Below are 26,638 nucleotides of genomic sequence, written 5' to 3' on the forward strand. Positions count from 1 at the left end.
TCCTATCCCCGCAACCAAGCGCAAGTCCTTGATAGGACACGATAAACCCGCCCTAACACGGCGGGTTTTTTTGTGCCCGAAACGCGGCGCAGGATGCGTATAGGATGCAGATGGGAGTGAAACTCCAGCGTAGGTTGGGCTGAAATCGGGACTCTTCACGATTGCGTGTCAGGCGTGTTGGAGCCCGGCGATACGGTCGGCAGCGCGATCCTGTGTTACGATGGATCATGGTTTCCGACCCTCTCGATTCCGCGCCTGCAGGAGCGTCCCGTTGAGTGGCACGGCTGCCTTATCCGAGGCACTGGCCGGTCTCGTAGAGCGGGTGACGTTCCACAACGCCGAGAACGGCTTCTGCGTCCTGCGGGTGAAGGTGGAGGGTTCGAAGAACCCTCTGGTTTTGGGTCTCCCTGTGTGATTCCATTCCTCATGTGAAGAGTGGGGGGATGGCTTATGAAGCAACCAGGTTTCTTTGATGTTGAAGAGCGTCTTGCTCGGCTGAGCGGGCTTGGTGATCAGCTCGAAGCATTTTCCCGGACTGTGGATTTCGAAACATTTCGTTCTGAGCTGGATAAAGCTCTGGCCTATGCAAACGGCAGTAAAGGCGGTCGTCCACCGTTTGATCCGGTCCTGATGTTCAAGATTCTGGTCATCCAGACGTTGAACAACCTGTCCGACGAACGGACGGAATATCTGATCAACGATCGGCTCTCCTTCATGCGTTTTCTTGGTCTGGGGCTGTCGGACCGCGTACCTGATGCCAAGACGGTCTGGCTGTTTCGCGAACGTCTGACCCAGGCTGGCGCGATTGAAAGGCTGTTTGACCGGTTTGACGCGACCCTGAGGACTGCCGGTTATTTGTCAATGTCAGGCCAGATCCTGGATGCGACATTGGTGGCAGCTCCAAAGCAGCGCAACACCAACGCTGAGAAAGCAGATATTCGGGAGGGACGGATCCCACAAGACTGGCAGGACAAGCCCTCAAAGCTTTCTCACAAAGATCGTCATGCACGCTGGACTTTGAAGTTTACCAAGGCAAAGCGGCAGGATGACGGAACGATCCCTGCAACGGATCTCGCCATTCCCTTCTTTGGCTACAAGTCCCACATTTCCATCGACCGGAAGTTTCGGCTGATCCGGAAATGGAAAGCGACAGATGCAGCAGCCAGTGATGGTGCCCGACTGCGCGAGGGGCTGCTGGACAAAACCAACACCGCCTCAACAGTCTGGGCAGACACAGCCTGCCGCGCTCAAAAGCCAACGAAGACTTCATGGACAAGCAGGGCTTTGTCTCGAAGGTCCACAGGAAAAAGCCGCATCTCAAACCCATGCCCCGGCACATCCAGCGCTCCAATGCCGGAAAGTCCATTATTCGATCGCGTGTCGAGCATGTCTTTGCTGATCAGAAGTCACAGACCGGGCTGTTCGTCCGGACTGTGGGCATAACTCGAGCCACCATGAGGATCGGGCTGGCCAATATCATCTATAATATGCGCCGCTTCCTTTTCCTCGAGAGGATCAGGGTCGCCACGTAGCAAGCCAAAGCCAATGTCCAACGCTCTGCGAAAAACGCAGCGCTAAAATCAGGATCAGGAACCAGAAATCAACACGTCACAAACCTGAAATCAGGCGCAAGGGGAATCAATCAATGGTTCTTCGAACCCTCCACCTTATTGATATCGTGATTGCGCTGATTGTATGGCATGTGGTCGAATGGAATTTCATAGAATGTATGGAAATTCCATCCCATGTCAGCATACCCCTATCTCGCCCATTGGAAAGAAGAGATCAGCCGGAGTCCGAATGCGATTTACATGACGTTGGCTGATGCCCTGGCGCTTTCCATCCGCAAGGGCGACCTGCGGGAGGGGGACAGGCTGCCGCCACAGCGAATGATCGCAGAGTATCTTGGCACTAATCTGACGACCGTGACCCGGGCCTTTACCGAGGCCCGACGGCGCGGCCTGATTGACGCGACGGTTGGCCGGGGCACCTTTGTTCGTGTTGGTGCCGGGGAGAGTCATTGGCGGCATACGGGGCCGGCCGTGGTTGACCTGACCATGAACCTGCCGCCGATCCCGCAGGACCCGCCGCTTCAGCGGCTTATCCAGAGCGATATTGCGACTATCCTGAAACAGCAGGATCTGAACAGCCTGATGTCCTACCGGGTCACGGGCGGTACATTGGAGGAACGCCAGCTTGGCGCGAAATGGATCGCGCCCGTCATCGGGCAGCGGCGAACGGAGGAAATCCTTATCTCACCGGGCGCCCAGAGCGCTCTGGCGGCCATTGTCAGCACCCATACCCAACCGGGCGATGTGATTGTTACCGACCGTATTGCCTATCCCGGCATCCGGACCATAGCAGCGCAGTTCGACCTCATCCTGGTCGGTGTGGGCAGTGACATGGAAGGCATGATGCCGGACCAGCTTGATCGGGTCTGCGCCGAACATCATCCCCGGCTGCTCTACTGTATCCCGACCATCCACAATCCCACCACGGCCACCATGTCGCTGCAACGGCGCATGGATATTCTGGCGGTCGCCCAGCGTCATCATCTGCATATTGCCGAGGACGACCCCTACAGCCTGCTGATGGACACTCCACCACCGGCGCTGGCAGCCCTCGACCATAGCCGTGTCAGCTACGTAGCTACCCTCGCCAAGACGCTCAGTCCCGGCCTGCGCACCGCCTATGTGGCCCTGCCCAATGCGGACATGACCCGACGGGTCGCGGCGGCCATCCGGGCAATCGCGCTGACCAATGCCGGTCTGCTCAGCGCGCTCACGGCGCGATGGATGCAGACTGGACAGGCGCATACGATCCTGCACGCCATCCAGAAAGAACTGCGCCTGCGCCAGTCCATTGCCCGCAAGGTGCTGGGGGAGGGGCACTGCATGAACCCCGACGGGCCGCATGTGTGGCTGAAACTGCCGGACTGGTGGGGCAGTGCGGATTTTGTGGCGTATGCCCGCAGGCGAGGCCTGGCGCTGGTGCCTAGCACTGTTTTCACCATCAGCGGCGAGCCGCCGCAGCGGGCGCGCATTGCATTGGGCAGCGCACCGGATGCTGCAAGCCTTGAGGAATCCCTGCATGGCGTGCTGTCGGTCCTGCAACACAAACGCTCACCCGGCTTTGCCGATATTGTGTGACCTGCGCGCAGTGTCTGGAATCGATCGGAACATCTGATTCCGGGGCGCGCCATGCGGGCGCATGGAAAAACAAAAAGGCACTTCATTCACGACTTCGTGATTATAAAATCACGCTAAAACAGACCCTTATGGATGCCCCTTACGATTGTATGGTTGTTGTATATTTTTTGTATGTCTCTGTCTTGGCAGGATGGCGGCATGTGATCTGATTTGAGCCGTTTGTACCCTTTTCATAAGGCATACAATATTTTGGCTCTCTGCCATCCCGTGCCACGTTTGCCTCGGCAACGCGGTCAGTCTCGGCTCCCTGCCGGAGACCGCAGCACACGGGAGAGATACCATGCCGAAAGTCGAACACGCTCCGCATAAAGATGGCGACTGCTTCGTCAATTATGAAAACAAGGTCTTTGAGGACGTCAAAGCCCAGCCCGGCGAAAAAGCCCTTATCACCTTCCATACCGTGGCCAATGAAGGTTCGGTCGGGTTTGTAAACCTGCTGCAGGCCACACGCCTGATCCGCAAAGGTTTCGAGACGTCGGTGCTGCTGTATGGCCCGGGTGTGACCCTTGGTGTGCAGCGCGGCTTTCCCCGCCTGGGCGACGAAGCCTTTCCGGGCCACATGAATTGCAACAAGCAGATCGCGAAAATCCTTGAGGAAGGCGGAAAGGTCTATGCCTGCCGCTTCGCGCTTCAGGCCCTCTACGGCTACGGCGAGCAGAACCTGATCCCCGGCATCACGCCGATCAATCCGCAGGACGTGCTGGACATCATCCTGCTGGCCCGGCGCGACAACGCCTTCATCCTTAATACCTGGACTCTCTGAAGGCCGAAGGGAGGACCGCAAGCCATGTCCCGTATCGTTCGCGCTGCTGCCATCCAGATCAGCCCTATCCTTGGTGACGATGGTCTGGGAACAGCCCGGAAAGTCTGTCAGGCCATCCGCGATGCCGCCGAGAAGGGTGTTGCGCTGGCGGTCTTTCCCGAAACCTTCGTGCCGTACTACCCCTATTTCTCATTCATCCAGCCGGCTTTCCGCTTCGGTGGAGAGCATCTGGAACTCTACGAGCGCGCCGTCGTCATTCCCGGTCCGGTCACCGACATGGTGGCCGAGGCCGTGCGCCAGACCGGCATGGTCGTGGTGCTGGGTGTAAACGAGCGCGATTTCGGCACGCTTTACAACACGCAGATCATCTTCGACGCCACGGGTGAGATCCTGCTCAAGCGCCGCAAGATCACGCCCACCTACCATGAGCGCATGGTCTGGGGGCAGGGTGATGGTTCCGGTCTGAAAGTTGTCGATAGTGCTGCCGGTCGCATCGGAGCGCTGGCCTGCTGGGAGCATTACAATCCACTCGTCCGCTACGCGCTGATGACCCAGCATGAGGAAATCCACTGCGCGCAGTTCCCCGGTTCACTGGTGGGTCAGATATTCGCCGACCAGATGGAAGTCACCATCCGTCACCACGCGCTGGAATCCGGCTGCTTTGTGGTGAACGCTACCGGCTGGCTGACGGAAGAGCAGATCACGGAGATCGCCCGCGATCCCGCGCTGGAAGGGCCGCTGCGGGGTGGGTGCTTCACGGCCATCGTCTCCCCCGAAGGGAAACTGCTCGGCACACCTCTGACGGAAGGCGAGGGAATGGTGATTGCCGATCTCGACTTCGCCCTGATCACCAAGCGCAAGCGGATGATGGACTCCGTGGGTCATTACGCACGCCCCGAATTGCTCAGCCTGCTTCATGACCGGCGTCCAGCGCGCGCAGTGCATTATGTCGGTGAGCACGCAGCAGTCGAGCCGATCGGTCCCTCCAATGACGAGGCCAAGCCATGACCGTCCCAACACTCGGCACGCTTTCCGGTCGTAAGCTCATTACGGATCTGCAGTCCTTTGGGCTTCAGATCGGCGAAGATATCGGTGGTATCGCCCGCAAGGGCGGAGCCGGTCCTTCCGACCACAAGACAATCACCATCGCGGGTCAGACCGTCATGGTTCCGGTCTATACGTCCGGTGCGCGGCGGTCTCCGTTTCAGGCCAGCCCGCCTGACCGGAGTGGTGCCAGCACGCTGCTGCGTGACGGCCAGACGCTGGGCACGATCCATTTCCCGGCGGCCCCGCGTTTTTACGGGCTGAGCACGGTAGACGGTATTCCCTACTGGAAGATCGCCCTGTTGCATGGCCGTGACACGCTGGCGACCACGGTGCACCAGACCTGCATCCGTTATGCCGACCGGCGCACCTCCTGCCAGTTCTGCGCCATCGGCCAGTCGCTGGAGGCCGATCGCACCATTGCCTACAAGACGCCAGCGCAACTGGCTGAGGTCGCCAAAGCCGCCGTGGAACTCGACGGTGTGCGCGACATGGTGCTGACGACCGGCACGCCCAATGTGGTTGACCGGGGTGCTGCTGTGCTGGCGGAATCCGCCCGTGCTATTCGAGCAGTGGTGAATCTGCCGCTTCAGGTTCAGTGCGAACCGCCACGTGATCACGGCTGGTTCCAGCGTCTGCGCGAGGCGGGGGCCGACAGTCTGGGTATGCACCTCGAAGCCGCAACACAGGCAGTGCGCGAGAAGATCATGCCCGGTAAGGCCACGGTCAGCGTCGATCGCTATATGGACGCTTTCGCCAGCGCCGTGCCGATCTTCGGGCGCGGACAGGTCAATACCTACATTTTGGCCGGTCTTGGCGACAGTGCCGCAGATATTCTGGCGCTGGCCGAACGGCTGATTGCGCTCGGGGTCTATCCCTTCGTCGTGCCGTTCGTGCCCATCTCCGGTACCCCGCTGGAAACTCATGTTCCGCCTTCAGCCGAGTTTATGAAATCCGTTCTGGCGCCGCTTGGGCGGATGTTGCGGGAAGCGAACATGAAATCCACCGACATCCGGGCCGGGTGTGGTCGATGCGGCGCCTGTTCCTCGCTTTCGGCGTACGAACAATGAGCACGATCCTCGAAGGCGTGGAAGACCGGCCGTTCATCCCCATGGAATATGTTGTGCGCCTTGCCCGTACACCATGGGAATGCGCCGGTTATCACGCGCTCCGTCGCGAAGTGTTCTGCAGTGAACAGCATGTTTTTGCAGAGGATGACCGCGATGCAATCGATGAGGTCGCCATTCCCATCATCGCGGCGTGCTGCATGGCGGGCATGCCGGACCGGGTGGTGGGGGCGGTGCGCATCCATGAAGCCGACGCCGGCGTCTGGCGCGGCTCCCGTCTGGCCGTCCATGAAGACCACCGCAAACTGGGACGGATCGGCGCGGAACTGATCCGCATGGCGGTCAGCACGGCGCACGGGCTTGGGGCCACGCAGTTTCTGGCTCAGGTGCAGGAGCAGAACGTGCTGTTCTTCCGTCGCCTGCACTGGAAGAGTCTCGGCGTCATTACGCTGCATGGTCTGCCGCATCACGATATGGAGGCCGACTTGTCACGCTATCCGGCGCACGGTCTGGATCAGACCTGGCTGCTGCGTCCGCAGCCCCGGATACGACAGGTGGCGTGATGACACACGAACTCGCCACACTCCTGCGCAAGCTCCGGAACGGTCGCGCGCTGGCGGGTAAACAGGACATTGCCGAAACTGCGGCAATCCTGAAGCCTGCCAGCCATGATGTCATCCGCCTTGGCGATGACTGCGCCGCGATCCCGGATGGCGATGGCTATCTCCTGCTGGCCAGCGAGGGCTTTCAGGATAGCTTTGTCCGCTCAATGCCGTGGTTTGCCGGGTATTGCGGCGTGATGGTCAATGTCAGCGATATCGCGGCGATGGGTGGTCGTCCCGTGGCCGTGGTGGATGCGTTGTGGAGCGATACGTCCGAGGCGGCCGCGTCCATTCTGAGCGGTCTGCATGAAGGCGCACACACCTATGGCGTGCCAGTTGTTGGCGGACACACCAACATGCGCAGCACCCATAACTCACTGTCGGTGGCGATCCTGGGTCGTGCCCGTCATCTGCTGACCAGTTTCGATGCACGACCGGGTGAAGTTCTGATTGCCGCCATTGACCTGCGTGGCCGCTGGCACGACCCGCATCCATTCTGGGACGCCAGTTCCGCGTTGTGCGGTACCGAGGGGACGGCCCGGCTGCGGGGGGACATCGAACTTCTGCCAACTATCGCTGAGGATGGGCTGAGCCGCGCCGCCAAAGACATCAGCATGGCCGGACTGTTGGGCACGGCCCTCATGCTGGCCGAATGTTCTGGCGTGGGCATGACCATCACGCTTGATGACATTCCGCGCCCCAAAGATGCGCCGATGGAACGCTGGCTGTCTGCATTCCCCAGCTATGGCTACCTACTCACGGCGCGTCCCGAGGATGCCGAGGCGATCATGACCCGGTTTCGCGGGCGTGACATTACGGCTTCTGTCATCGGTCAGTGTGACAGCACGCAGCGGCTGGATGTCACATGGGCGGACGAGAAAGAAACCTTCTGGGATCTCGCCCGGACGCCGCTCATGGGGTTTGTGCCATGAGTCTGTCCATTGGCATCCTGACCCATTCGACCAATCCGCGCGGTGGTGTGGTGCACGGCATGGCGCTGGCGGAAGCCCTGTGTGACGCGGGCCATGACGCAACGCTGATTGCGCCGGACGTGACAGGGGCTGGTTTTTTCCGCACGCCCCGCTGCGCCACAAACTGCATCCCGGCCGTGCCGGAGACTGACCTGCCAACGCTGGTGGAGGGCCGCATCGGCGAAATCAGAGACGCATTGCGCGGACAGCATTTTGACGTGCTGCATGCGCAGGATCCGATCAGCGCCAATGCTTTGGCCGATCTGGTGCAGGAAGGGCGGATACCGGGCTTTGCCCGCACGGTCCACCATCTTGACCATTTCACGCACCCGGTCCTCGCCGCGCGGCAGGAACGGGGGATCAGGACGGCGGCCGAACTGTTTACCGTCAGCACAATGTGGGAAGATGTCCTGCGCAACGACCATGGCCGCGAAGCTCCGATCGTGGGCAACGGGGTTGATCCCGTGCGTTTTTCGCCCGTAGCAACCGCGCACGATGCCGCGTTGCGGGCGCGGTATCATCTGCCAGCCGGTCAGCACCTGATCCTGTCCGTGGGCGGGATCGAGCAGCGCAAGAACACGCTGCACTTGCTCGATGCATTTCTGGCCCTTCGTTGCGAACAGCCTGATGTGCATCTGATTGTGGCCGGCGGGGCCTCGCTGCTGGATCATTCTGCCTACCGCACCCGATTCATGGCGCGTCTGCGCGAAAGCGGTGCGGCTGATCATGTTACCATCACCGGGCCAGTTGCGGATGAAGACATGCCTTTATTCTACCGGCAGGCGGACGTGCTGGCCTATCCATCCGTAACCGAGGGGTTCGGACTGTGCCCGCTGGAAGCCCTGGCTTGTGGCATCCCCGTGGTGGTGCCAGCCGCACCACCTTTCACAGAACATTTTTTGGCAACGGATGTGCTGTGGTGCCAACCGGCGCACCCCGACACCTTGTTCATGGCGTTGCGCGACGCCCTGCGCGTCGAAAGCCGTGACCATTTCCGGGCCAGCGGCCCCGCAACCGCCCGCCGTTTCGACTGGGGCAGCGTCGCCAGTCGGCACCTCCCCGGATACCGGCGTCTCGCGGCATTACAGCACGCTGACGTCCCTGATTCAGGAGTTTTGTCACCATGCCCGAAATGACCTTTCGCGTGCGCTGGCCCGATGGGAAGGAGACTGACTGTTATTCCCCGTCGCTGGTCATAAGGGACCACTTCACGCCCGGTCAGGATTATCCGGTCCGGGAGTTTCTTGAAAAGGCGGACACCGCCCTGACGGACGCCAGCGAGCGGGTTCGCGCCCGCTACGGCTTCCCATGCAGCCGCGCCCTTGGCCAGCTTCAGGCCATAAGGCAGGCCGGTGCGCCTTTTCTGAACCAGTCCGACGCGCAGGTGCGCGTCCTGTCTTTCAGTTATTGAGACGAAAAGAACGACCATGACACAGAACGAGAAAACCATCCCCGTCATCATCGTGGGCGGCGGACAGGCCGGGCTCTCCATGAGCTGGTATCTCTGCCGCGAGAAGGTGGAGCACATCGTCTTTGAGGCAAAGACCGCCTGCCATTCGTGGGATGATGAGCGCTGGGACAATTTCTGCCTGGTCACGCCAAACTGGCAGTGCGAACTTCCCGGTCATCCCTACAAGGGGAGCGACCCGCACGGCTTCATGGTGAAGAAGGAAATCATCGAATACGTGAAGGGCTTTGTGGCCTCCTTCAGCCCGCCTTTGCACGAGCACACGCCCGTCACCTCCATCACGCGCCATGAAGGTGGTGGTTACCGCGTGGTGGCAGGCGGTGAAACCTGGCGCGCAAAGCATGTGGTCATCGCATCGGGCGCGTATCAGGATGCGGTGATCCCCGGTTACGCCAGCGCGATCGACCCCGCCATCCATCAGGTTCACTCGCAGGATTACCGCAACGCGGCCCAGTTGCCGGAAGGGGCCGTTCTGGTCGTGGGCAGCGGCCAGTCTGGCGCGCAGATCGTCGAGGACCTGTTCCTTGAAAAACGCAAGGTCCATCTCTGTGTCGGCTCTGCCCCGCGTGTCTCACGTTTTTACCGTGGCCGCGATGTGGTGGACTGGCTGGCGGATATGAACTTCTACAACCTTACGGTGGATAATCACCCCCTGCGTGACGGCGCACGCGACAAGACCAATCATTATGTCACTGGTCGAAATGGCGGCCACGATCTTGATCTGCGACTGTTTGCAAAGGAGGGCGTGGGCCTGCACGGCACGCTGGAGACAATCCGCGATGAAGTGGCGCACTTCGCGCCGGATCTTGCGGAAAACCTTGATGATGCGGACAAGACCAATGCCGACATCAAGAAATCCATTGATGCCTACATCGCCCGTGAAGGGATCACAGCTCCGACCGAAGCTCCTTATGTGCCTGTGTGGGAACCCGATGGCAGTAACACCCCGCTCGACCTGAAGGCTGCCGGGATCACTTCGATCCTCTGGTGCATCGGCTTTCGCCCGGATTATCGCTGGATCGACGTGCCTGTCTTCAACGGGGCCAACAAGCCGGTCTGGCATCGCGGCGTGACCGATGCGCCGGGCTTTTACTTCCTCGGCCTGCCATGGCTGCACACCTGGGGATCGGGGCGGTTCTCCGGTGTCTCACGTGATGCCGCGTGGCTGGCCAGCCAGATCATCGGCAAAGACGTGCCCGTAGCCTGAACGGAGTAAACGCCATGCTTCCATGGACGACATACGAGGCGATGTATGACGCAGCCCTGAACCAGCCAGAGCAGTTCTGGCTGGCTGCGGCACAACGCGTCACATGGAAGCAGGCCCCTGTGACCGCATGTAGGACACGGTTGGATGGCTGGCATGACTGGTTTCCCGACGCCACACTCAACACCTGCCATAACGCAGTGGATCGGCATGTTGAAAATGGTCGCGGTGAACAGGCGGCATTGATCTGGCATTCCTGCGCCACCAGGGAACGTCAGGTTGTAACCTACAGGGAGTTGCAGGGCAGGGTGGCCGGATTTGCCGGTGGTCTGCGCTCGCTGGGGGTGGAGAAAGGCGACCGCGTCCTGATCGCCATGCCGACCATGATTGAGACAGCCATCGCCATGCTGGCCTGTGCACGGATCGGCGCTGTACATGTCGTGGTCTTTGCCGGTTATGCCGGGCCCGAACTGGCGCGCCGTATCAATGACGTGGCACCGAAGGTCATCATCATCGCGAGTTGCTGCTTTCAGGGGAAGACGCCCATTCCGTCCGCGCCCGCCCTGAACGAGGCGCTCGCTACGGCGACGCACAGACCACAGGTTTGCGTGATCGTGCAGCGCGAAGCCTGCCCGGCCTCGCTTCTGCCTGTACGGGATCACGATTTTCACACGCTGGAACAGTCCGCACCGTCAGAGCCGGTCATGCTGCGTTCCGAAGATCCCCTGTATATTCTTCACACGTCCGGCACGACGGGCAATGCCAAGGGCATTGTGCGTGACAATGGTGGCCACGCTGTCGCTCTCGCCTTGTCCATGGATCTGATCTACGGCTGCAAACCCGGTGATACCTTCTTCACGACATCGGATCTGGGTTGGGTGGTTGGCCATTCATACGGCGTCTATGCGCCGCTGATCAGCGGCTGCACCAGCGTGATCGTCGAAGGCGGTGCTTCAGCTTTTGCGATCCGTGCGCTCTGTCACGAACACGCAGTGAAATGCCTGTTTACCACGCCCACTCAGATGCGGCTCATGCGGCAGGAAAGCCGTCATCTGTCAGGGGCCATCCTGCCCGCGTTGGCCCGCATCTTCGTGGCCGGGGAGTATGCGGACCCGACATTGCTGGACTGGGCGCGGTCGTATTTTCGCAAACCCGTAGTCAATCACTGGTGGCAGACTGAAACCGGATGGAGCATCACCGTCCATTTTTTTGGTCTGCCCGAGCGTGAGCCGGTCTCGCTCATGAATGATATCGGACGACCTGCGCCGGGATTCTGCCCGGCCATCGTGCCGTCCATGCCGGGTGAACAGTGTGGCGAAATTGTTCTCTCCCTGCCGTTGCCACCTGGCTGTCTGGCGGGTGTCTGGAAGGACAGGGAGATCCGTGTTCCTGCCGCCTATCTTGATGAAACGAACCGGTATTATCGCACCTTCGACGAAGGCATGATGGAGGCCAGCCGCGCCGTGCATATGCTCGGGCGTTCCGATGATGTCATCAAGGTTGCAGGCCGGCGGATTTCGGGCGTGCAGATCGAAAAGATCATCGCCACCCATACAGCCGTTCATGCGTGTGCCGTAGTTGCAATTCCGGACGAACTGCGAGGGCAGCGACCTGTTGCCTATGTGGTCGTTGACCCCCAGGTCGTCTGCGAACCATCTTCCGAGGAAATCGTCGCGCTGGTCAACGAAGTCCTCGGAAGATGGGTTGGTCTGAAGGAAGTCCGCTTCGTCAGGCATTTGCCGACCACCGTGTCCGGGAAGATCACGCGGAAACGCCTGCTGGTGTCCTGACGGAATCAGTGCGGCATTGCATTTGTGGAACGGCCAGCCTTCAGATGGCCTGACCGCCGGAGACTTCGATCCGCTGCGCGTTCACCCAGCGATTGTCCTCTGAGAGGAGCGAAGCGATCATCGGGCCGATGTCGTCCGGAAGGCCGGGACGTCCAAGCGCGGTGACCTCTGCGATGTGACGGACAATGTCCAGGTTATCCCGTACCATGCCGCCCGAGAAATCCGTCTGGATGGCGCCTGGCGCTACCGTGTTGACCGCGATGCGGCGTGGGCCGAGTTCCCTGGCCATGTAGTGCGTCATGACTTCTACCGCACCTTTCATGGCGGCGTAGACAATCCGGCCGGGATAAGCAAAGCGCGTCAGGCCGGATGAGATGTTCACGATCCGGCCACCGTCCGCGATCAGCGGTAACAGCGTCTGTGTCAGGAAGAACGGACCTTTGGCGTGCACGTGATAGGCGGCATCGAAATCGTCTTCAGTCACCTCGCCGAACAGCCCCTCATGGGAGGTGCCAGCCATGTTGACCAGATAATTGAAACGCTCGGCATCCCATGTGCGTAGCACGCGCTGGACTTCCTCGGCGAAGGCAGGAAAGGCATGCGTGTCGCCGGTATCGAGTTGCAGGGCCACTGCGCGGGTACCGCTCTGTTCGACACTGTCGAGCACTTCGTCGGCCGCAGATCTGTTGGTGTGGTAGGTGAAGATGGACGAGACGCCGCGTCGGGCGAGGGCCTCAACGGTGGCGCGACCCAGTCCACGGCTGCCGCCAGTGACGATGGCAATGGTGTTCGTTTCGGGCATGGGTCTCTCCGTTTGATGATGAGGAACCAATCCTGATCACACCATAGTCCGTTCGATAAGAGCGCTCTTTCCGTCAGCATTGTTTTGCCTCATGGAATAATCCCATGGACAGGCTTGCGACACTCGACCTCTTCGTCCGCATTGTTGACCGCAGCAGCTTCAGCGCCGCGGCCGCCGATTGCGGCGTCTCCCGGCCGGTTGCGACCGCCGCGATCAAGGCGTTGGAGCAAAGGCTCGACACGCGACTGCTGCACCGATCGACCCGTCACGTCCGACCGACCGAGGAAGGCGCTGCCTACTATCGTCGGTGTGTTGCGATCCTTGCCGATATCGAGGACGCGGACCGGAGCGTGAGCGGTGCTGTTGCGGGACTTCTGCGCGCTGATGTCATCGGGCGTCTGGCGCGCATGATCCTGCTGCCGGCATTGCCAGACTTTCTGGTCCGGCATCCGGCGCTGACCGTTCATCTTGGCGAGGGTGAGCGGTTTGTCGACCTGGTGCGCGAAGGGGTGGATTGTGTGGTCCGGACCGGAAGCCTGCCGGACAGCGGCATGATCGCGCGGTCGCTGGGCGTTATGGAGGAGGTAACGGTTGCCAGCCCGGCGTATCTGGCTCGGCACGGAACGCCTGTCTCTCCCGACGATCTTGAAGGCCATCAGATGATCGGTTTCGTGTCCTCGCGCACCGGCCAGCCCGTGGCGCTGGAGTTTACGCGCGGAGAGGAGGCGATCGAGGTCTCGCTTCCGGCACGCCTGCTCGTTGGGGGTGTTGATACCTATGCTGAAGCGGCCCGGCTCGGCTTTGGCCTCGTGCAGGTTCCGCGCTACGGCTTTGAGGATGACCTTGCGAAGGGCACGCTGATCGAAGTCCTCCCCGATTTTCCACCCACGCCAACGCCGGTTTCGGTGCTTTATCCGAGTAACAGGCAGCTTTCTCCACGCGTGCGTATGTTCGTGGACTGGCTGGTGGAGATTATTGGTTCGAGGTTTCATCAAAACGCCGATGAACGCCCCTACGCGGGCGCAAAGGCGAGATAGAGCGAGATCGTTGCAATCGAGAACACGGTGGAGGCCAGAACGACCCGCCCGGTAAGGGCTGCCTCCCGGTCATAGAATTCCGCCAGCATGAACGAGCCAGTTCCCGTGGGCAGTGCTGCAAGAAGCACGGCAATGTTTGTCATCGGTGGCGGCAGGTGGAGCACAGGCGAGGCAATGATCCACGTAACCAGAGGCTGGGCGATCAGCTTCAGGCCAACAAGAATGGCCGCAGTCGACGGGCGTGCAGACACGGTACCGGCAGAACTCCCGGCAAGGAACAGACCGAGAGCGATCAGGGCGCAAGGGGATGCGGCTCCACCGAGAAGTTTCAGGAAGGCATGAACCGGTCCCGGCAGATGGCCACCGGATACCATGACAAGGCCACCAAGTGCTGGCGCCACCAGCAACGGATTTTTCACCAGTGAGAAAAGCGTTTTCGCGACAATGTCGCGACGGCGCGCTTCGGTTTGCAGTCCGGCCTCGATCAGGACGATCGCTATGACAAACAGCACACAGACCGTCACGATCGTGGCGATGAGCGTCGGTGCCATGCCGGTATCGCCGACGAGCGACAGGACAAGCGGGAAACCGACGAACCCCGTATTGGCGTAGCTCGCGTTCAGTCCGTCAATGGTGGCATCGGCAAGATGATGTCCTGTTGATACCCGCCACCACAGCGTCCCGGCAAACACGATGAAACAGCCGAGCGTGAACGCCACAATGAATCCCGGCTCCCACAGATCGGTCATTTTTGCATTCGCCACGATATCGAACAGCACTGCGGGCAACGCAAGATAGACTACGAGCCGATTGACCTCGCGCGTGGCATTGGGACCCAGCGCACCCGATTTGCGCGCGATCCATCCGGTAAGGATGAGGGCAAAGATAGGCAGGACGATCAGTAGATTGTTCAGCATCAAGGAACTCGGGAAGTCAGCAAAGGCGTGACGCTACCGGAGGCTATTGATATAATCCAATACTCAAATAGTGCACGATTAATGCTTTCAGGGTATCAGATGGACACGCGGCATATGCGGTATTTCATGGCTCTGGCCGAGACGCTTCATTTCGGTCGGGCCGCCGAGCGGATGAACATGAGCCAGCCTCCGTTCAGTCGTCAGATTGCCATGATCGAGCACACGTTGGGCGTGAAGCTGTTTGAACGAAACTCGCGCAATGTGGCGCTGACCCCGGCTGGAAAACACTTCATGAAAGACTGCCGTAACGTGCTGGGGCAGTTTGAGGAGGCCTGCCGGGATGTCAGGCTGGTTGCCAGTGGCATGAAGGGCGAATTGCGGTTTGGTTTCATGATGCATGCCGCCCACAGTGTCGTGCCGCAACTCGTACAGCTTTATGCGGAGGCGAGGTCGGATGTCCGCCTTGTTCTTGATGAACGCACGCCGACAGAGATTGATGAGATGCTGGTGGCAGGAACACTGGACGCCGCCGTAACATTCGATTGCGGATATGCGCCACACCTGCAGACCGTGCTGCTGGCCAGGGAGCGATTACGCATCATCATGCGAAAGGACCATCCCCTTGCCACGGCCGGGCAGATTGGTCCTGAGGAACTCCGCGTGGAGAAGATCATCGCGGCACCCGCCGCAACGGCGCCGGCTCTGCGATCCGCGATCAACAGCTATTTTTTGGCCAGGGGAATCGTCCCGCATGTCGTGCTTGAACCGCGGTTGCAGCACACGATCATCCAGCTTGTTGCAAAAGGACTTGGCGTAGCCCTTATCCCCGCATCGCTGTGTACCGAACTGGGAGCGGGGCTGATGTCACGGGCTTTGACAGACGCTCCCCAACTGGACGTCGTCCTTCGAGCGCCGGTCACTACGAAAAACCCAGCAGTCTCGACATTCATGGAAATCGGGAAATCGATACAGCGAACTTTACTCTGATCCATGGAACCTGTGCAGAGAGCCAGTTTCCAATATCTTCACTCTCCATATTCCATCTTCATGAGTGGAGTAATTTTATGATGTCTTCCGACGCCAGACCCAGACCAAGCATAATCATGATTACTCCGGATATGTAGCCGGTCACGATGGACGCCCTAGGGCGGCTGCTTAATATTGTCCGCGCGCCAGATCCGACCATCAGATAGATGGATACGCAGTTCATTGTATGAATGATTCCCAAGATCCCGATTTGTAAAAAGATCGGCCATGATGAACCCGGATTTGTAAACTGGGGCAGAAGGGCGAGAAAAAACAGAAGAGCCTTGGGGTTCAGACCACTGATGGCGAACCCTTTGGTAATCCAGCGCCGCGCACCAGTTTCCCGTTCATGTCCCTCTTTCGGCAGGGAGGGATGACGCAACAGGGAAATGCCGAGTTTTATGAGATAGGCCGCACCTGCAAACGTCAGAATGGTGATCGCAAGCGGCATGCTGGCCACAAGCGCACCGATACCACCCGCGATTGTTGCGGTAATGGCGATATATCCCAGGAACAGGCCGAATACCGCGGGAATGACTGCGGCATGATCACGTATTCCAGCGGAAATGACATACGCCCAGTCAGCACCAGGAGTTGCGGCAAGGAGGATGGAGATCGTCCAGAAGGCAAGAAGTGTATGCAAATTCATCGAAGACGCGTCGCTTTAGAAGAAAATCCACAAGGTCCCGCGGCGTTTCATGCTCTCCGATTATGCTCCGGATCGCCATACCTGCGACGCGAGAGAGGGCAGGATAGCGCGGACCAGCGGATATGGGGTTGCGTTTATGCCAATTTTTCCGCCAGTATCTGGCATATGATTGCGCCAGAATGTTCATGCATGATATAAAATGCCAATGAAACTGGATGCGATTGATCGGCGTATTCTTCACGTTCTCCAGGAAGATGGCCGCTGCCCCAATAATGAGCTTGCGAGGCGCGCCGGCTTTCTCCCTCGCCGTGCCTGCGCCGGGTGCGGATGCTGGAAAAAAGTGGCGTTATCGAAGGATATGTCGCCGTTGTGAATCCCGCAAAAGCCGGGTTCGGCGTGACGGCTTTTGTCAGAATATGGCTGACGGGAGAAGACGAGCGGCAGTCCGAGCATTTCGTCGAGGAAATTGGAAAACTTCCACAGGTGACGGAAGCGCATGTCCTTGCGGGAGATTGTGATTTCCTGTTGCGCGTTGTTGCAGAAGACCTTCCAGGACTGCGACGTTTTCAGAGCGAACACCTTGCGCGGATCAAAGGCGTGCGGAGTATGAAGACTGACATCCCCCTCCTGAAGGTCAAGAACGCAAGCTTTGCGTAGGGTATAATCTTGCAGTTTACGGTGATTAGGCGCCATATTCCCCGTAAGGAGTGCGGGGAATATGGCGCGATACATTTGTCAGCATGCAGACTGGCCCGGCTTCCAGTGGGACAAGGACACCATTGCCCATGAACTGGCCGCCGTGCGTCATCGGCAGGGACGCCTCCTGGGCCGTATGGAAAGTCTCGGCTTCGATTCCAGGTCGGAAGCCGTGCTCCAGACCCTGACGGAAGATGTCATCAAGTCGAGCGAGATCGAGGGTGAAAACCTTGATCGTGAGCAGGTACGGTCTTCCATCGCCCGCCGACTGGGGATGGATATTGGCGCGCTGGCACCGGTGGATCGGGATGTCGAAGGTGTCGTGGAGATGATGCTGGATGCGACCCGGCATTTTGTCGATCCGCTGACGGGAGAGAGGCTGTTTGCCTGGCATGCGGCTTTGTTCCCGACGGGCCGAAACGGCATGGCACGCGTTCTGGTCGCAGAGTGGCGCGATGACAGAACCGGCCCGATGCAGGTCGTGTCAGGCCCTGTCGGACGGGAGAAGGTTCATTATGAGGCGCCGACAGCCAGCAGGGTGCCTGCAGAGATGCAGGTCTTCCTCAACTGGTGCAATGCCGGGCAAGCACTGGATCCTGTGCTGAAGGCAGCCATCGCACATTTGTGGTTTGTCACCATTCATCCGTTTGAGGATGGAAACGGGCGCATGGCGCGGGCCATCGGCGACCTCATGCTGGCGCGTTCGGAACAGACAGACCAGCGTTTTTACAGCCTGTCGGCCCAGATCCGTCAGGAGCGGAAGGATTACTATGCAATCCTTGAGGCCAGCCAAAAAGGGGATATGGACATCACGGCCTGGCTGCTCTGGTTTCTGGGGGCTTTGGATCGCGCCTTTGATCGCGCTGAGCTGGTCCTGGGAAAAGTCATCCAGAAGGCCCGTTTCTGGGACAATCTGGCCGGGCAATCGATCAATGACCGGCAACGCCTTATGCTGAACCGTCTGCTCGATGGGTTTGAGGGCAAGCTGACCTCATCCAAATGGGCGAAGCTCGCAAAGACGTCACCGGATACAGCCCTGCGAGATATCAATGACCTTGTATCGCGGGATATTCTGGCCAGGGACGCGGCAGGAGGAAGAAGCACCAGCTATGTGCTGGTTGTTCCCGAGACGTAAAACGCGGGTCGATGCTGACGGACAGGCCGCTGATCGGGTATGATCGGCATTCAGGCCTGTATCCTTGCATCGGTGAGCGCGGATGAAATGCGCTGGGCGACCTGATCCGTCGAGCGTTTGACATTTTCCCGCTTTAGGTGGGCGTACCGGGAGGTGGTCTTGATGTCGCTGTGGCCCAGCATCCGGCCGATCATTGTCAGGTCCGCTCCCATCTCCAGGGCATCCGATGCGAAGGAATGACGGAGGTCGTGGAGCCTGACGCCATCCAGTCCTGCCGCCTTGCGGATACGACGCCACGGCTTTTGCAGGTCAGTGAGGTATTCGCCAGCCTTGCGTCCGGTGATGACATAGGGATTGTCGGGCAGGCGAGGGGTGGCCTTCAGGACATCAACCGCAGCCGTGCCTAACTGGACTGTTTTCGCTCCGGTTTTGCTGTCCGGAAGGCGGAGTTCGGCTTCATCCAGCCTGACATGCGCCCACTGGAGCGTCTGGATTTCCCGCAACCGACAACCTGTGAGAGCAAGCAGGCGAATGGCCCGTGCCGCTTCGGGCATATCTTCCGCGGCCTCGTCGAGGCTGTTTCCCAGGCGTGCATACTCATCCCGGGTGAGGAAACGTTCTCGTCTTTCCTCCCGGTAGCGTTTGACGCCCCGGCATGGATTCACACCGTCCTGGCGGATACCCCATAGATCGGCAAGGCTGAACATCTTTGACAACACGCCCAGTGTCCGGTTGGCCTGATAGGGGATATGCCGGAAGCTGCCATGGAATTCGACGACTTCCGCCCGTGAGAGGTCGGCCATCCGCCAGCTTCCGAATTTCGGGACAATGAACAGTTCCACCGAGCGCCTGTATTCCCCCCGTGTTCTGGGTTTCAGGTGGACATCGACATATTCGTCGAGAAAGCGCCTGGAGAAGCTTGTGACGGTCATGGCCTTACGGTCATCGGACCGTTTATCCGCCGGGTTTTCCCCGGTATGAACCCGCGCGAGGATCCTGATGGCTTCATCACGGGCGAGATCCGCCGTCCACGGGCTTCCATGCTGGCCAATCGTGTAACGCCGCAGCCTTCCGCCAGAGCGGTAGTGAATGACGTAGACCTTGCGGCCCGATGGCCAGACCCGGACCGCAAAGGCCGGGATGCTGTCATCCCACAGGAAATAATCTTTTGCTTCGGGCGTCGCCGCCGTGACGGTTTTCTTGTTGAGCCGGGCCATTCTCGCCTCCGCCGCAGGAAACACATAGGAAACAGATGAGAGCGCAACCGAGCGTAGTCGGTGAACGAATGACGTATCCCGACGAGGCTATTTTTCAAGGAAAAACAAAGGGTTTTCGTGGTCTGGCGCTATTCTGTCGGCGTGGGCGTTGGTCAGCGTAGGCTAAAAAATCTTTCTCATAACCTGAAGGTCATAGGTTCAAATCCTATCCCCGCAACCAATGTATCCTGTTCAATGAACGATTGAAGAACGTCGTGGTCCGGATGGACTCCGGCGCTTTTTTTGTTCGAAGAGAAGTTCAGGATAGCCGCGAGGTCTCCTTCGAGGAAGATGGCAAGCTCTCCATCCTGCGGGATCAGCTTGATCCTTGATACCAGAGCACGCAGCCTCTCGACGGCTTCAAGGCTTGCATCCTCTTTCTGGAGGTTCTCATACAGCGCGTCGATGCGCTGCCGATAAATCACAGCCATGTTCGGATGCAGCAGAGGAGGGGGCTGTGGCGCATCAGCCAGAAGAGCCGTCAGTTCTTCCTTACGCGCCTCCAGCCTTCCGATCTTGTCCTTCAGCTTGATGCCGGGTACGCCGTCGAGAATGGCTTGGATCGCCTTATCAAGCTCACGATCAACGCGTGGCAACTCCGCGCGCATCGCAGCGAGATCTGCGCCCCGCTCCATTCTGACGCGGTTGACCTCCCGGGTGAATTCATCACAGAACTCTTTGAAGAGCGCAGGGTCCATGAGGCGCGTCCGCAGCCCGTTAAGCACGGACTTTTCGAGCACGTCCCGCCGGATCATCATGCGATTGTCGCATGTACCCTTGTTGCGCGCAGTCGAACAGCCGAGCAGAGCTTTCGAGATCATTGAAAAACCACCGCCACAGCAGCCGCAGCGTGTCATCGCAGTGAAGAGGTAACGAGGGCGCTTGAGACTGTTCAGAGGATGGACACCGTCGCCACGTGTCTTTTGCGACCACGTTGTTGTTGCCTGACGGGCCTTGGCGGCTTCCCACAGGTCAGGCTCAATAATTCGAAGTTCAGGAACCTCCTGCAGGATCCATTCATTTTCTGGATTCAGGCGCGAGACGCGCTTGCCGGTCTCCGGATCTTTCAGATAGCGAAGGCGGTTCCAGATCAGCCGGCCGATATAAAGCTCGTTGTTGAGGATGCCGGTGCCGCGGTCACGGTTGCCGTGGATGGTGGATGGTCCCCAGGCACCTCCCAACGGTCCGACGACCCCTTGGGCATTGAGATCGAGCGCGATCGCCCTTGGCGCCTTGCCGTCCGCATAGTCACGAAAGATACGTCGCACGATCGCAGCTTCGCTGACGTTGATCGTCCGCTCTCCGCGTATAGCCTCGCCGGCATCATCGAATTTTCGTACGACGTCATATCCATAGCACAGACCGCCGCCCGATTTACCGGCTTCGACGCGTCCCCGTATGCCGCGCCGCGTTTTGTCTGCCAGATCCTGCAGAAAGAGGGCATTCATGGTGCCCTTGAGCCCGACGTGGAGTTGGGTGACGTCGCCCTCCGAAAGCGTGATGATCCGCACCCCGGCAAATTTCATTCTTTTGAACAGACCAGCGATATCTTCCTGATCGCGCGAGAGACGGTCCATGGCTTCGGCGAGAATGATCGAAAACTTCCCGCGCTGCGCGTCCTGCATCAGTTCCTGAATGCCGGGACGAAGCAGGGAGGCACCAGAGACGGCTCTGTCGCTGTAGCTGTCGACGACGTTCCAGTCCTGACGGGCCGCAAATTCCCGGCACAGCCTCAGTTGATCCTCAATGGAGGCATCGCGCTGGTTGTCGGAAGAGTAGCGGGCATAGAGCGCGACCTTCATGAAGACCTCCTGTCATTCCTCCGATCGTGTACGGATCGGTCCGTTTTCATGTTCAACGTAATCCCGCGCCGCCTGCCGGGCGAGGGCTCGTATCAGCGCCCGCAGACCCTCACCGGTGCCTTCCGTATGGCCAGCAGGGTCGAGAATGACACGGGGCGACGTTGACACTGTAGCGTCTTTTGCGCGCATCGTCCTGCCTTTTCTTGAAGCTCAGATAGGTGCCATCGTGCCTTTCATCGGCGCACGCGCAAACAAAAAACCTCAATAAAACAGCATGGTAAGGAGTATTGTGGCGGGTCGGGGCGTGCCTGTGTCGGTCGAGGCGCGGTGTTTCACGGCCGAAACATTCACGTTCTTGTGAGAGTTCGCGCTGACTGGATCACGAACAGAACAGTCAGTGCGATTCGAAGTACTGCGGTCTTCGGCCACCTCCGGCCACGGAGTGGCTGTAAAACCGCCTAAAAACAACATGCTGCGCAGATCGTAATTCCGTGAGGGTATTATAGCGGCGGCGCAGCCTTCGGTTCTTGCTCTGCAATTATGACGAATACGCGTCAGCATGGTCTTTTTTCTTGACTTAAAACGGACCGTTTCGTCACTCTGCAATCTACAGGTCGCGAGCTGTTTCCAGATTGTACACACATTGCAAGGAACTGCTTTATGCTGACACATGCTGGCGGCGCTGCTTTTGCGCGACCGGAGATCAACATCGCTGACGACACGCCGCAGGCGCTGCGCCGTCTGGTGAACGATGCACTTTCCAACGACAATGCGGATACCTTCCTTGCCTCTCGCGGAGCCTCGGGTCAGTTGGAGGCGCTTGCGCAGCGATGCTGTGATATGGCGTTCGCGGAGAACGACCTCGCCGCACGGAAAACCGTTCATCGGGTCTTGCATGACCTGTATGGTCTGCATCTCTCCAGACCACACCCGGGCCTTACTGACAACCAGTACAGCATCGAACTGCTGCGAGCCCGCCGCGCGATCGAAGCTTCGTGGATGGAGTGGGAATTAGGCCAGGCGGGACCGATCCCGGCCAACGTCGAGCCGGAGGCAATTGGTGACGCCATTAAATCCCTCTGGAAGAGCCATTCCGGGTATAACCACGCGGTGTTCGATTTCATGAAGACCGATGCATCGCGGCCGCAGATCATCAAGTATTTCACGACCGATTACGCGCTCAACATGCGTTTTTATGACCTGATCGTGTTGTCTTTGGTCGGCATCGACGAAGATGTCCGGATGGAAGTCGCGCATAATTTCTGGGATGAGATGGGGCAGGGCAATCCGGCACGGACGCATGTGCGTCTCTATCGTGACTTGCTCGACTATCTAAAGATTGAAGACAACCCGACGCAGTTTGTCGATGTGTTGGGTTGGGAGGGCCTTTCCGGGTATAATCTGCTCCTCTATTTTGCGTTTACGCGGCGAGAATATTTCCGCTCGATCGGCGCGCTCGCGATTACGGAACTCTCGGATCCCGACCAATACGCCAAATTGCTCTCCGGATGCCGTCGCGTCGGTATTGGCAATGATCAGCCATCGGTTCTGGATTATTATAGTGAGCATGTCGAGGTCGATGCCCTGCATGGCGATGGCTGGATCGACAATGTCATTGTGCCTGTTCTCCGGCGCTATCCCGGTGAAGCGCGATCTGTGCTGGAGGGCGCGGCAATGCGCCTGAATTCCAGTAAGGCCTACTGGGACTGGCAACTTGCTGAAATGAAAGCGGCCAAGCCAGTTCCGACTGTGGCTCTGGCGACAGTGAGTTGACCGGGTAACGTCAACTATATGAACGACCGGTACATCAGATATCGCTTTATTAACTTGTGGGAAGGGAGTTGCTGTGGCTTGATCTGTGCCTCGAACTTGTTGACGAACAAAACGTTCCGATTATGAGTGAGACGGATTGATGCGAATTTCTGTGAGGTCATGGACGTGCCACAGCAAAAACTCCGCAGAAAGCGGAATGGTCCGGATAGTCGGGCTACTCTCTTGACGACAGCGGGCTCTCTCTTTGCCCGCTCGGGTTTCCACCAGGTCAGTGTCGATGACATCGCCGACACCGCGCAGGTCGCGAAAACGGCAATTTACTACCACTTTGGCAACAAAGAGGGGCTGGTGACCGACTTCCTGGAAGGCCATATCGAAACGCTGGAGGCCTCGCTCATTGAAGCCGTGAGCGCTCATAAGGAGCCGAGAGCGCGCTTGCGCGCGGTGTTTGACTGGCATACGTCCTGGTTTCGTCAGCCCGATTTTGCAGGATGTGTGTTCTCCAGGGCAACTGAGGAATACAAGGGAAAGCAGGATGCGATCGCCGAGATTTCGCGGCTGCAAAAGCGCAGCCTGCGCAACGCCATCCGGGCGCTTCTGGAAGCGGCCGGAGTTCTGGAAGAGCGATCCGAACAACTTGCCCACTTCATGATCTACCTGCTTGACGGCGCGGTTGTCTCAGCGAATGTGCTGGACGAGAAAGATGCTGCGGATCAGGCGTGGATCGCTGCGGAACGCCTGCTGGACGATGAAACGCGCGACCACCCGCCCAGGAAAGGCTGACTCTTCCCCATCTGCCCGGAGCCAGGAGACGCTTCAAAGTGAGACTTACGCCCGCGCCAGTTTGTTTACGCCCGCGCACGCCCGTGCCGTCAGTTCACCAGGAAAAGTCTTGAACTGACGGGCGTGTCGCCATGCAGAGTTCCTCCATGCCCGGGAGGAATTCATGTCTGGTTCTCGTATCCTGTGGGGGCAATTCTGCCTCTGTTTCCTGATTGTCCTTGTGGCGTGGTGGGCCGCGACGCAGTGGGTCGCCTGGCGGCTCGCATTCCAGCCAGAACTCGGTCCTCCGTGGACTTTGGTGGCCGGACGGTGGCCGCTTTACGCGCCATTTCTGTTTCCGTGGTGGTGGTACGAGTTCGACGCCTACGCGCCACACATTTTCGTCGAAGGCGGGTGGATTGCCGGATCTGGCGGCGTGCTGGCCTTCCTGACAGCTGTGGTCCTGTCCGTCAGACGCGCTCGGGAGCACAAACGCACCGCGACCTATGGTTCCGCGCGCTGGGCCGAACGCGGCGATATCGAGCAGGCCGGACTTCTCGGCCAGGATGGCGTGGTACTGGGGCGGTGGGAGCGCGACTATATCCGGCATGATGGCCCGGAGCATGTGCTCTGCTTCGCGCCGACGCGCTCGGGCAAGGGCGTAGGGCTGGTGATCCCTACGTTGCTGACCTGGCCGGGTTCAGCCATCGTTCACGATATCAAGGGCGAAAACTGGTCCATTACGGCGGGGTTCCGGGGCCGCTTCGGCAGACTGATCCTCTTCGATCCAACCAATCCATCGTCCTGCGCCTACAATCCGCTGCTGGAAATCCGTCTCGGCGAGTGGGAAGTGCGCGATGCCCAGAACGTCGCGGACGTGCTGGTCGACCCTGAAGGTTCACTGGAACGACGCAATCACTGGGAGAAAACCTCGCATTCCCTGCTCGTGGGGGCAATCCTTCACGTTCTTTATGCCGAGCCCGACAAGTCCCTGCGCGGTGTCGCCAGCCTGCTGTCCGATCCGAAACGTTCAATCGCGGCCACCCTCGTCGTGATGATGGGCACGCGCCATCTTGGGGAGCGTGGCGTCCATCCCGTGGTGGCATCCGCCGCACGCGAATTGCTGAATAAATCCCCCAACGAGCGCTCCGGCGTGCTGAGTACGGCCATGTCGTTCCTGGGCTTGTATCGTGACCCCGTGGTGGCCGATGTGACGAGCCGCAGCACGTGGCGGATTGGCGATCTCGTCAATCCGGCCCGGCCGACGACGTTATACTTCGTTGTCCCGCCCTCGGACATCAGTCGCACCAAGCCGTTGATCCGGCTGATGCTCAACCAGATCGGGCGTAGGCTGACCGAGGATCTGTCTGGCGCAGGGGAGCGCCAGCGTCTGTTGCTGATGCTCGATGAGTTTCCGGCGCTGGGGCGGCTCGATTTCTTCGAAAGCGCGCTTGCTTTCATGGCTGGCTATCGGATCAAAGCGTTTCTGATCGCCCAGTCGCTCAACCAGATCGAAAAAGCCTACGGGCAGAACAACTCGATTATCGACAACTGCCATGTTCGTGTCAGCTTCGCGACCAACGATGAGCGCACGGCCAAACGTGTGTCTGATGCACTTGGCACTGCAACCGAAATCCGCTCGCAGAAAAACTATGCGGGCCATCGCCTGTCACCCTGGCTGGGGCACCTCATGGTGTCCCGTCAGGAGAGTGCGCGACCACTGCTGACCGTCGGCGAGGTTCAGGAATTGCCAGCAACCGACGAACTGGTCCTGCTGTCGGGGATGTCGCCCGTTCGAGCGAAGAAGGCCCAGTATTTTCGTGACAGCCGGTTTCGGGACCGGCTCCTGCCCGCGCCCGAGACGGGGACGCGTGGAGTGCCGGTTTCACCCGACGACTGGACCGCACGTCCGCAGCCATCAAAGCCTGAGGTCAAGCCCGACACACCAGAGGACGCAGTCAGGGAGGCGGGGGCGGAAGAAGATCCTGTCGGCACCGAGGCGCGTCGGCAGCCGGAAATGGACGTCTCCGAGGAGCCCGACCTGCCGCCGCAGGACGATGAGGACCCCGCGCGAGAAGCGCCCATGCGCGAGCGTGAACGCGATCCGATGGAAGAGGAAGATCTCCATGCCGTGCTGACGGCGGACCTCGCCCGCAAAGCCCGCCAGGCGGCACTCGATCCCGGCAATGATCTGGGGATGTCATGAGCGGCGCGCGCCAGAAGAAGAAGCGGCTTTCGGTCTATCTGGAGCCGCATCTGTGGAAGGGGCTACGGACGCAGGCCGCCCGACGGTCGGTGTCGGACTCCCTGCTGGCTGAAGCGGCGATTGCGGCCTGGCTTGACCCGGAAGGCGCTGGGGGCGATCCCAAAGCCTCGCTGCAAGCCGCCGTGCAACGACTTGATCGCCGACAGGCGCGGATCGAGCGCGACCTGTCGATCTCGGTCGAGACGCTCGCGCTGTTCATCCGGCTCTGGTTCACCAGTATGCCGGGTCTTTCGGACAGCATGGCCGCAGCGGCCCGCGCCCAGGGAGGGGAACGCTACGACCGTTTCGTCGAGATGCTGGGCCGACGGCTGGCCAGCGACAGACGGTTCCGGACGGACGTTGAACGTGAGGCGAACGAAGGAAGCGACGCCGCTGTGAAAAAGGAGTGACGAACCACTC

At 59.5% G+C, this 26,638-nt stretch carries 24 protein-coding genes and 3 pseudogenes; 21 read left to right on the plus strand and 6 right to left on the minus strand.

Annotation, left to right across the window (positions count from 1 at the left end):
- Window positions 1-220 precede the first annotated feature (220 nt).
- The 12 genes and pseudogenes from GOB87_RS11145 to GOB87_RS11200 all read left to right on the plus strand — a co-directional run.
- A pseudogene (locus GOB87_RS11145) lies at window positions 221-388 on the plus strand (YrrC family ATP-dependent DNA helicase); the annotation flags it as partial.
- A gap of 62 nt (window positions 389-450) precedes the next feature.
- Window positions 451-1,532: pseudogene (locus tag GOB87_RS11150) on the plus strand (IS5 family transposase).
- A gap of 213 nt (window positions 1,533-1,745) precedes the next feature.
- A complete protein-coding gene (locus tag GOB87_RS11155; RefSeq protein WP_166316577.1) occupies window positions 1,746-3,149 on the plus strand; it encodes an aminotransferase-like domain-containing protein in 1,404 nt (467 codons plus the stop codon).
- A gap of 340 nt (window positions 3,150-3,489) precedes the next feature.
- Complete coding sequence (locus GOB87_RS11160) at window positions 3,490-3,972, plus strand: MSMEG_0572/Sll0783 family nitrogen starvation response protein (RefSeq protein WP_010512648.1); 483 nt, start codon at window positions 3,490-3,492, stop codon at window positions 3,970-3,972.
- A gap of 24 nt (window positions 3,973-3,996) precedes the next feature.
- A complete protein-coding gene (locus GOB87_RS11165; protein ID WP_166316580.1) occupies window positions 3,997-4,980 on the plus strand; it encodes a Nit6803 family nitrilase in 984 nt (327 codons plus the stop codon).
- The gene (locus tag GOB87_RS11170; RefSeq protein WP_166316583.1) at window positions 4,977-6,086 is read left to right on the plus strand and encodes an MSMEG_0568 family radical SAM protein; all 1,110 of its coding nucleotides are present in this window, start codon (window positions 4,977-4,979) and stop codon (window positions 6,084-6,086) included. The genes GOB87_RS11165 and GOB87_RS11170 overlap by 4 nt, the downstream gene beginning before the upstream one ends.
- A complete protein-coding gene (locus tag GOB87_RS11175; protein ID WP_166316586.1) occupies window positions 6,083-6,646 on the plus strand; it encodes an MSMEG_0567/Sll0786 family nitrogen starvation N-acetyltransferase in 564 nt (187 codons plus the stop codon). The genes GOB87_RS11170 and GOB87_RS11175 overlap by 4 nt, the downstream gene beginning before the upstream one ends.
- The gene (locus GOB87_RS11180; RefSeq protein ID WP_264806054.1) at window positions 6,643-7,617 is read left to right on the plus strand and encodes a sll0787 family AIR synthase-like protein; all 975 of its coding nucleotides are present in this window, start codon (window positions 6,643-6,645) and stop codon (window positions 7,615-7,617) included. The genes GOB87_RS11175 and GOB87_RS11180 overlap by 4 nt, the downstream gene beginning before the upstream one ends.
- Window positions 7,614-8,792 carry an MSMEG_0565 family glycosyltransferase gene (locus GOB87_RS11185; RefSeq protein WP_166316592.1) on the plus strand — a complete coding sequence of 393 codons (1,179 nt, stop codon included), beginning with the start codon at window positions 7,614-7,616 and terminating at the stop codon, window positions 8,790-8,792. Before GOB87_RS11180 ends, GOB87_RS11185 begins: the two co-directional genes overlap by 4 nt.
- Entirely contained in the window at window positions 8,780-9,067 is a 288-nt protein-coding gene (locus tag GOB87_RS11190; RefSeq protein ID WP_130732860.1) for an MSMEG_0570 family nitrogen starvation response protein, read from the plus strand. Before GOB87_RS11185 ends, GOB87_RS11190 begins: the two co-directional genes overlap by 13 nt.
- A gap of 16 nt (window positions 9,068-9,083) precedes the next feature.
- Window positions 9,084-10,331, plus strand: a complete 1,248-nt coding sequence (locus GOB87_RS11195) for an MSMEG_0569 family flavin-dependent oxidoreductase (RefSeq protein WP_166316595.1) — start codon at window positions 9,084-9,086, stop codon at window positions 10,329-10,331.
- Window positions 10,332-10,345: 14 nt separating this feature from the next.
- Window positions 10,346-12,118 carry an AMP-binding protein gene (locus GOB87_RS11200; protein ID WP_166316598.1) on the plus strand — a complete coding sequence of 591 codons (1,773 nt, stop codon included), beginning with the start codon at window positions 10,346-10,348 and terminating at the stop codon, window positions 12,116-12,118.
- A 40-nt stretch (window positions 12,119-12,158) separates the two neighbouring features.
- Here the strand turns inward: GOB87_RS11200 and GOB87_RS11205 are convergent, their stop codons facing one another.
- Window positions 12,159-12,920 carry an SDR family NAD(P)-dependent oxidoreductase gene (locus GOB87_RS11205; protein WP_166316601.1) on the minus strand — a complete coding sequence of 254 codons (762 nt, stop codon included), beginning with the start codon at window positions 12,918-12,920 and terminating at the stop codon, window positions 12,159-12,161.
- Between the two features lie 104 nt (window positions 12,921-13,024).
- Here GOB87_RS11205 and GOB87_RS11210 point away from each other — a divergent pair, with 104 nt between their 5' ends.
- Window positions 13,025-13,957 (plus strand): LysR family transcriptional regulator, encoded by a 933-nt coding sequence (locus tag GOB87_RS11210; RefSeq protein ID WP_166316604.1) that lies wholly within the window; start codon window positions 13,025-13,027, stop codon window positions 13,955-13,957.
- Here GOB87_RS11210 and GOB87_RS11215 read toward each other — a convergent pair.
- On the minus strand, window positions 13,933-14,874 hold the full coding sequence (locus tag GOB87_RS11215) for an AEC family transporter (RefSeq protein WP_166316607.1): 942 nt from the start codon (window positions 14,872-14,874) through the stop codon (window positions 13,933-13,935). The genes GOB87_RS11210 and GOB87_RS11215 overlap by 25 nt on opposite strands.
- A 99-nt stretch (window positions 14,875-14,973) precedes the next feature.
- Here GOB87_RS11215 and GOB87_RS11220 point away from each other — a divergent pair, with 99 nt between their 5' ends.
- A complete protein-coding gene (locus GOB87_RS11220) occupies window positions 14,974-15,861 on the plus strand; it encodes a LysR family transcriptional regulator (protein WP_166316610.1) in 888 nt (295 codons plus the stop codon).
- A gap of 58 nt (window positions 15,862-15,919) precedes the next feature.
- Here the strand turns inward: GOB87_RS11220 and GOB87_RS11225 are convergent, their stop codons facing one another.
- The gene (locus tag GOB87_RS11225) at window positions 15,920-16,549 is read right to left on the minus strand and encodes a LysE family translocator (RefSeq protein ID WP_166316613.1); all 630 of its coding nucleotides are present in this window, start codon (window positions 16,547-16,549) and stop codon (window positions 15,920-15,922) included.
- Between the two features lie 205 nt (window positions 16,550-16,754).
- On the opposite strand from GOB87_RS11225, the pseudogene GOB87_RS17160 reads away from it, so the two are divergent.
- The 3 genes and pseudogenes from GOB87_RS17160 to GOB87_RS11235 form a co-directional block, all read left to right on the plus strand.
- A pseudogene (locus tag GOB87_RS17160) lies at window positions 16,755-16,843 on the plus strand (AsnC family transcriptional regulator); the annotation flags it as partial.
- Window positions 16,844-16,876: 33 nt separating this feature from the next.
- Complete coding sequence (locus tag GOB87_RS11230; protein ID WP_242006328.1) at window positions 16,877-17,206, plus strand: Lrp/AsnC family transcriptional regulator; 330 nt, start codon at window positions 16,877-16,879, stop codon at window positions 17,204-17,206.
- A 61-nt stretch (window positions 17,207-17,267) separates the two neighbouring features.
- Window positions 17,268-18,380, plus strand: a complete 1,113-nt coding sequence (locus GOB87_RS11235) for a Fic family protein (protein WP_166316663.1) — start codon at window positions 17,268-17,270, stop codon at window positions 18,378-18,380.
- A 50-nt stretch (window positions 18,381-18,430) separates the two neighbouring features.
- On the opposite strand, the gene GOB87_RS11240 is transcribed toward GOB87_RS11235, so the two are convergent.
- The 3 genes from GOB87_RS11240 to GOB87_RS11250 all read right to left on the minus strand — a co-directional run bounded on the left by GOB87_RS11240 (window position 18,431) and on the right by GOB87_RS11250 (window position 21,627).
- On the minus strand, window positions 18,431-19,597 hold the full coding sequence (locus tag GOB87_RS11240; protein ID WP_166316666.1) for a site-specific integrase: 1,167 nt from the start codon (window positions 19,595-19,597) through the stop codon (window positions 18,431-18,433).
- Between the two features lie 176 nt (window positions 19,598-19,773).
- Window positions 19,774-21,438, minus strand: a complete 1,665-nt coding sequence (locus GOB87_RS11245; RefSeq protein ID WP_166316669.1) for a recombinase family protein — start codon at window positions 21,436-21,438, stop codon at window positions 19,774-19,776.
- Window positions 21,439-21,450: 12 nt separating this feature from the next.
- Complete coding sequence (locus GOB87_RS11250) at window positions 21,451-21,627, minus strand: hypothetical protein (protein ID WP_166316674.1); 177 nt, start codon at window positions 21,625-21,627, stop codon at window positions 21,451-21,453.
- A gap of 471 nt (window positions 21,628-22,098) precedes the next feature.
- Here GOB87_RS11250 and GOB87_RS11255 point away from each other — a divergent pair, with 471 nt between their 5' ends.
- From GOB87_RS11255 to GOB87_RS11270, 4 genes are all read left to right on the plus strand, one after another.
- Entirely contained in the window at window positions 22,099-23,211 is a 1,113-nt protein-coding gene (locus GOB87_RS11255; RefSeq protein WP_166316677.1) for an iron-containing redox enzyme family protein, read from the plus strand.
- 222 nt (window positions 23,212-23,433) lie between these two features.
- The gene (locus GOB87_RS11260) at window positions 23,434-23,994 is read left to right on the plus strand and encodes a TetR/AcrR family transcriptional regulator (protein WP_231621157.1); all 561 of its coding nucleotides are present in this window, start codon (window positions 23,434-23,436) and stop codon (window positions 23,992-23,994) included.
- A gap of 163 nt (window positions 23,995-24,157) precedes the next feature.
- Entirely contained in the window at window positions 24,158-26,179 is a 2,022-nt protein-coding gene (locus GOB87_RS11265) for a conjugal transfer protein TraG (RefSeq protein ID WP_166316680.1), read from the plus strand.
- Window positions 26,176-26,628, plus strand: a complete 453-nt coding sequence (locus GOB87_RS11270) for a hypothetical protein (RefSeq protein ID WP_035350883.1) — start codon at window positions 26,176-26,178, stop codon at window positions 26,626-26,628. Before GOB87_RS11265 ends, GOB87_RS11270 begins: the two co-directional genes overlap by 4 nt.
- The last annotated feature ends 10 nt before the right edge of the window (window positions 26,629-26,638 follow it).

Origin of the sequence: Acetobacter estunensis (assembly GCF_011516945.1) — a bacterium.
GTDB classification, from domain to species: domain Bacteria; phylum Pseudomonadota; class Alphaproteobacteria; order Acetobacterales; family Acetobacteraceae; genus Acetobacter; species Acetobacter estunensis.

Bases quoted from the DNA above. Each gene is read 5' to 3' on its own strand.
- GOB87_RS11175 (WP_166316586.1), top strand. From the start codon at position 6,083: ATGAGCACGATCCTCGAAGGCGTGGAAGACCGGCCGTTCATCCCCATG.
- GOB87_RS11270 (WP_035350883.1), top strand. From the start codon at position 26,176: ATGAGCGGCGCGCGCCAGAAGAAGAAGCGGCTTTCGGTCTATCTGGAG.
- GOB87_RS11190 (WP_130732860.1), top strand. From the start codon at position 8,780: ATGCCCGAAATGACCTTTCGCGTGCGCTGGCCCGATGGGAAGGAGACT.
- GOB87_RS11225 (WP_166316613.1), bottom strand. From the start codon at position 16,549: ATGAATTTGCATACACTTCTTGCCTTCTGGACGATCTCCATCCTCCTT.
- GOB87_RS11205 (WP_166316601.1), bottom strand. From the start codon at position 12,920: ATGCCCGAAACGAACACCATTGCCATCGTCACTGGCGGCAGCCGTGGA.
- GOB87_RS11245 (WP_166316669.1), bottom strand. From the start codon at position 21,438: ATGAAGGTCGCGCTCTATGCCCGCTACTCTTCCGACAACCAGCGCGAT.
- GOB87_RS11160 (WP_010512648.1), top strand. From the start codon at position 3,490: ATGCCGAAAGTCGAACACGCTCCGCATAAAGATGGCGACTGCTTCGTC.
- GOB87_RS11165 (WP_166316580.1), top strand. From the start codon at position 3,997: ATGTCCCGTATCGTTCGCGCTGCTGCCATCCAGATCAGCCCTATCCTT.
- GOB87_RS11220 (WP_166316610.1), top strand. From the start codon at position 14,974: ATGGACACGCGGCATATGCGGTATTTCATGGCTCTGGCCGAGACGCTT.
- GOB87_RS11200 (WP_166316598.1), top strand. From the start codon at position 10,346: ATGCTTCCATGGACGACATACGAGGCGATGTATGACGCAGCCCTGAAC.
- GOB87_RS11185 (WP_166316592.1), top strand. From the start codon at position 7,614: ATGAGTCTGTCCATTGGCATCCTGACCCATTCGACCAATCCGCGCGGT.
- GOB87_RS11250 (WP_166316674.1), bottom strand. From the start codon at position 21,627: ATGCGCGCAAAAGACGCTACAGTGTCAACGTCGCCCCGTGTCATTCTC.
- GOB87_RS11155 (WP_166316577.1), top strand. From the start codon at position 1,746: ATGTCAGCATACCCCTATCTCGCCCATTGGAAAGAAGAGATCAGCCGG.
- GOB87_RS11215 (WP_166316607.1), bottom strand. From the start codon at position 14,874: ATGCTGAACAATCTACTGATCGTCCTGCCTATCTTTGCCCTCATCCTT.
- GOB87_RS11240 (WP_166316666.1), bottom strand. From the start codon at position 19,597: ATGGCCCGGCTCAACAAGAAAACCGTCACGGCGGCGACGCCCGAAGCA.
- GOB87_RS11265 (WP_166316680.1), top strand. From the start codon at position 24,158: ATGTCTGGTTCTCGTATCCTGTGGGGGCAATTCTGCCTCTGTTTCCTG.
- GOB87_RS11230 (WP_242006328.1), top strand. From the start codon at position 16,877: ATGCTGGAAAAAAGTGGCGTTATCGAAGGATATGTCGCCGTTGTGAAT.
- GOB87_RS11235 (WP_166316663.1), top strand. From the start codon at position 17,268: ATGGCGCGATACATTTGTCAGCATGCAGACTGGCCCGGCTTCCAGTGG.
- GOB87_RS11210 (WP_166316604.1), top strand. From the start codon at position 13,025: ATGGACAGGCTTGCGACACTCGACCTCTTCGTCCGCATTGTTGACCGC.
- GOB87_RS11255 (WP_166316677.1), top strand. From the start codon at position 22,099: ATGCTGACACATGCTGGCGGCGCTGCTTTTGCGCGACCGGAGATCAAC.
- GOB87_RS11170 (WP_166316583.1), top strand. From the start codon at position 4,977: ATGACCGTCCCAACACTCGGCACGCTTTCCGGTCGTAAGCTCATTACG.
- GOB87_RS11195 (WP_166316595.1), top strand. From the start codon at position 9,084: ATGACACAGAACGAGAAAACCATCCCCGTCATCATCGTGGGCGGCGGA.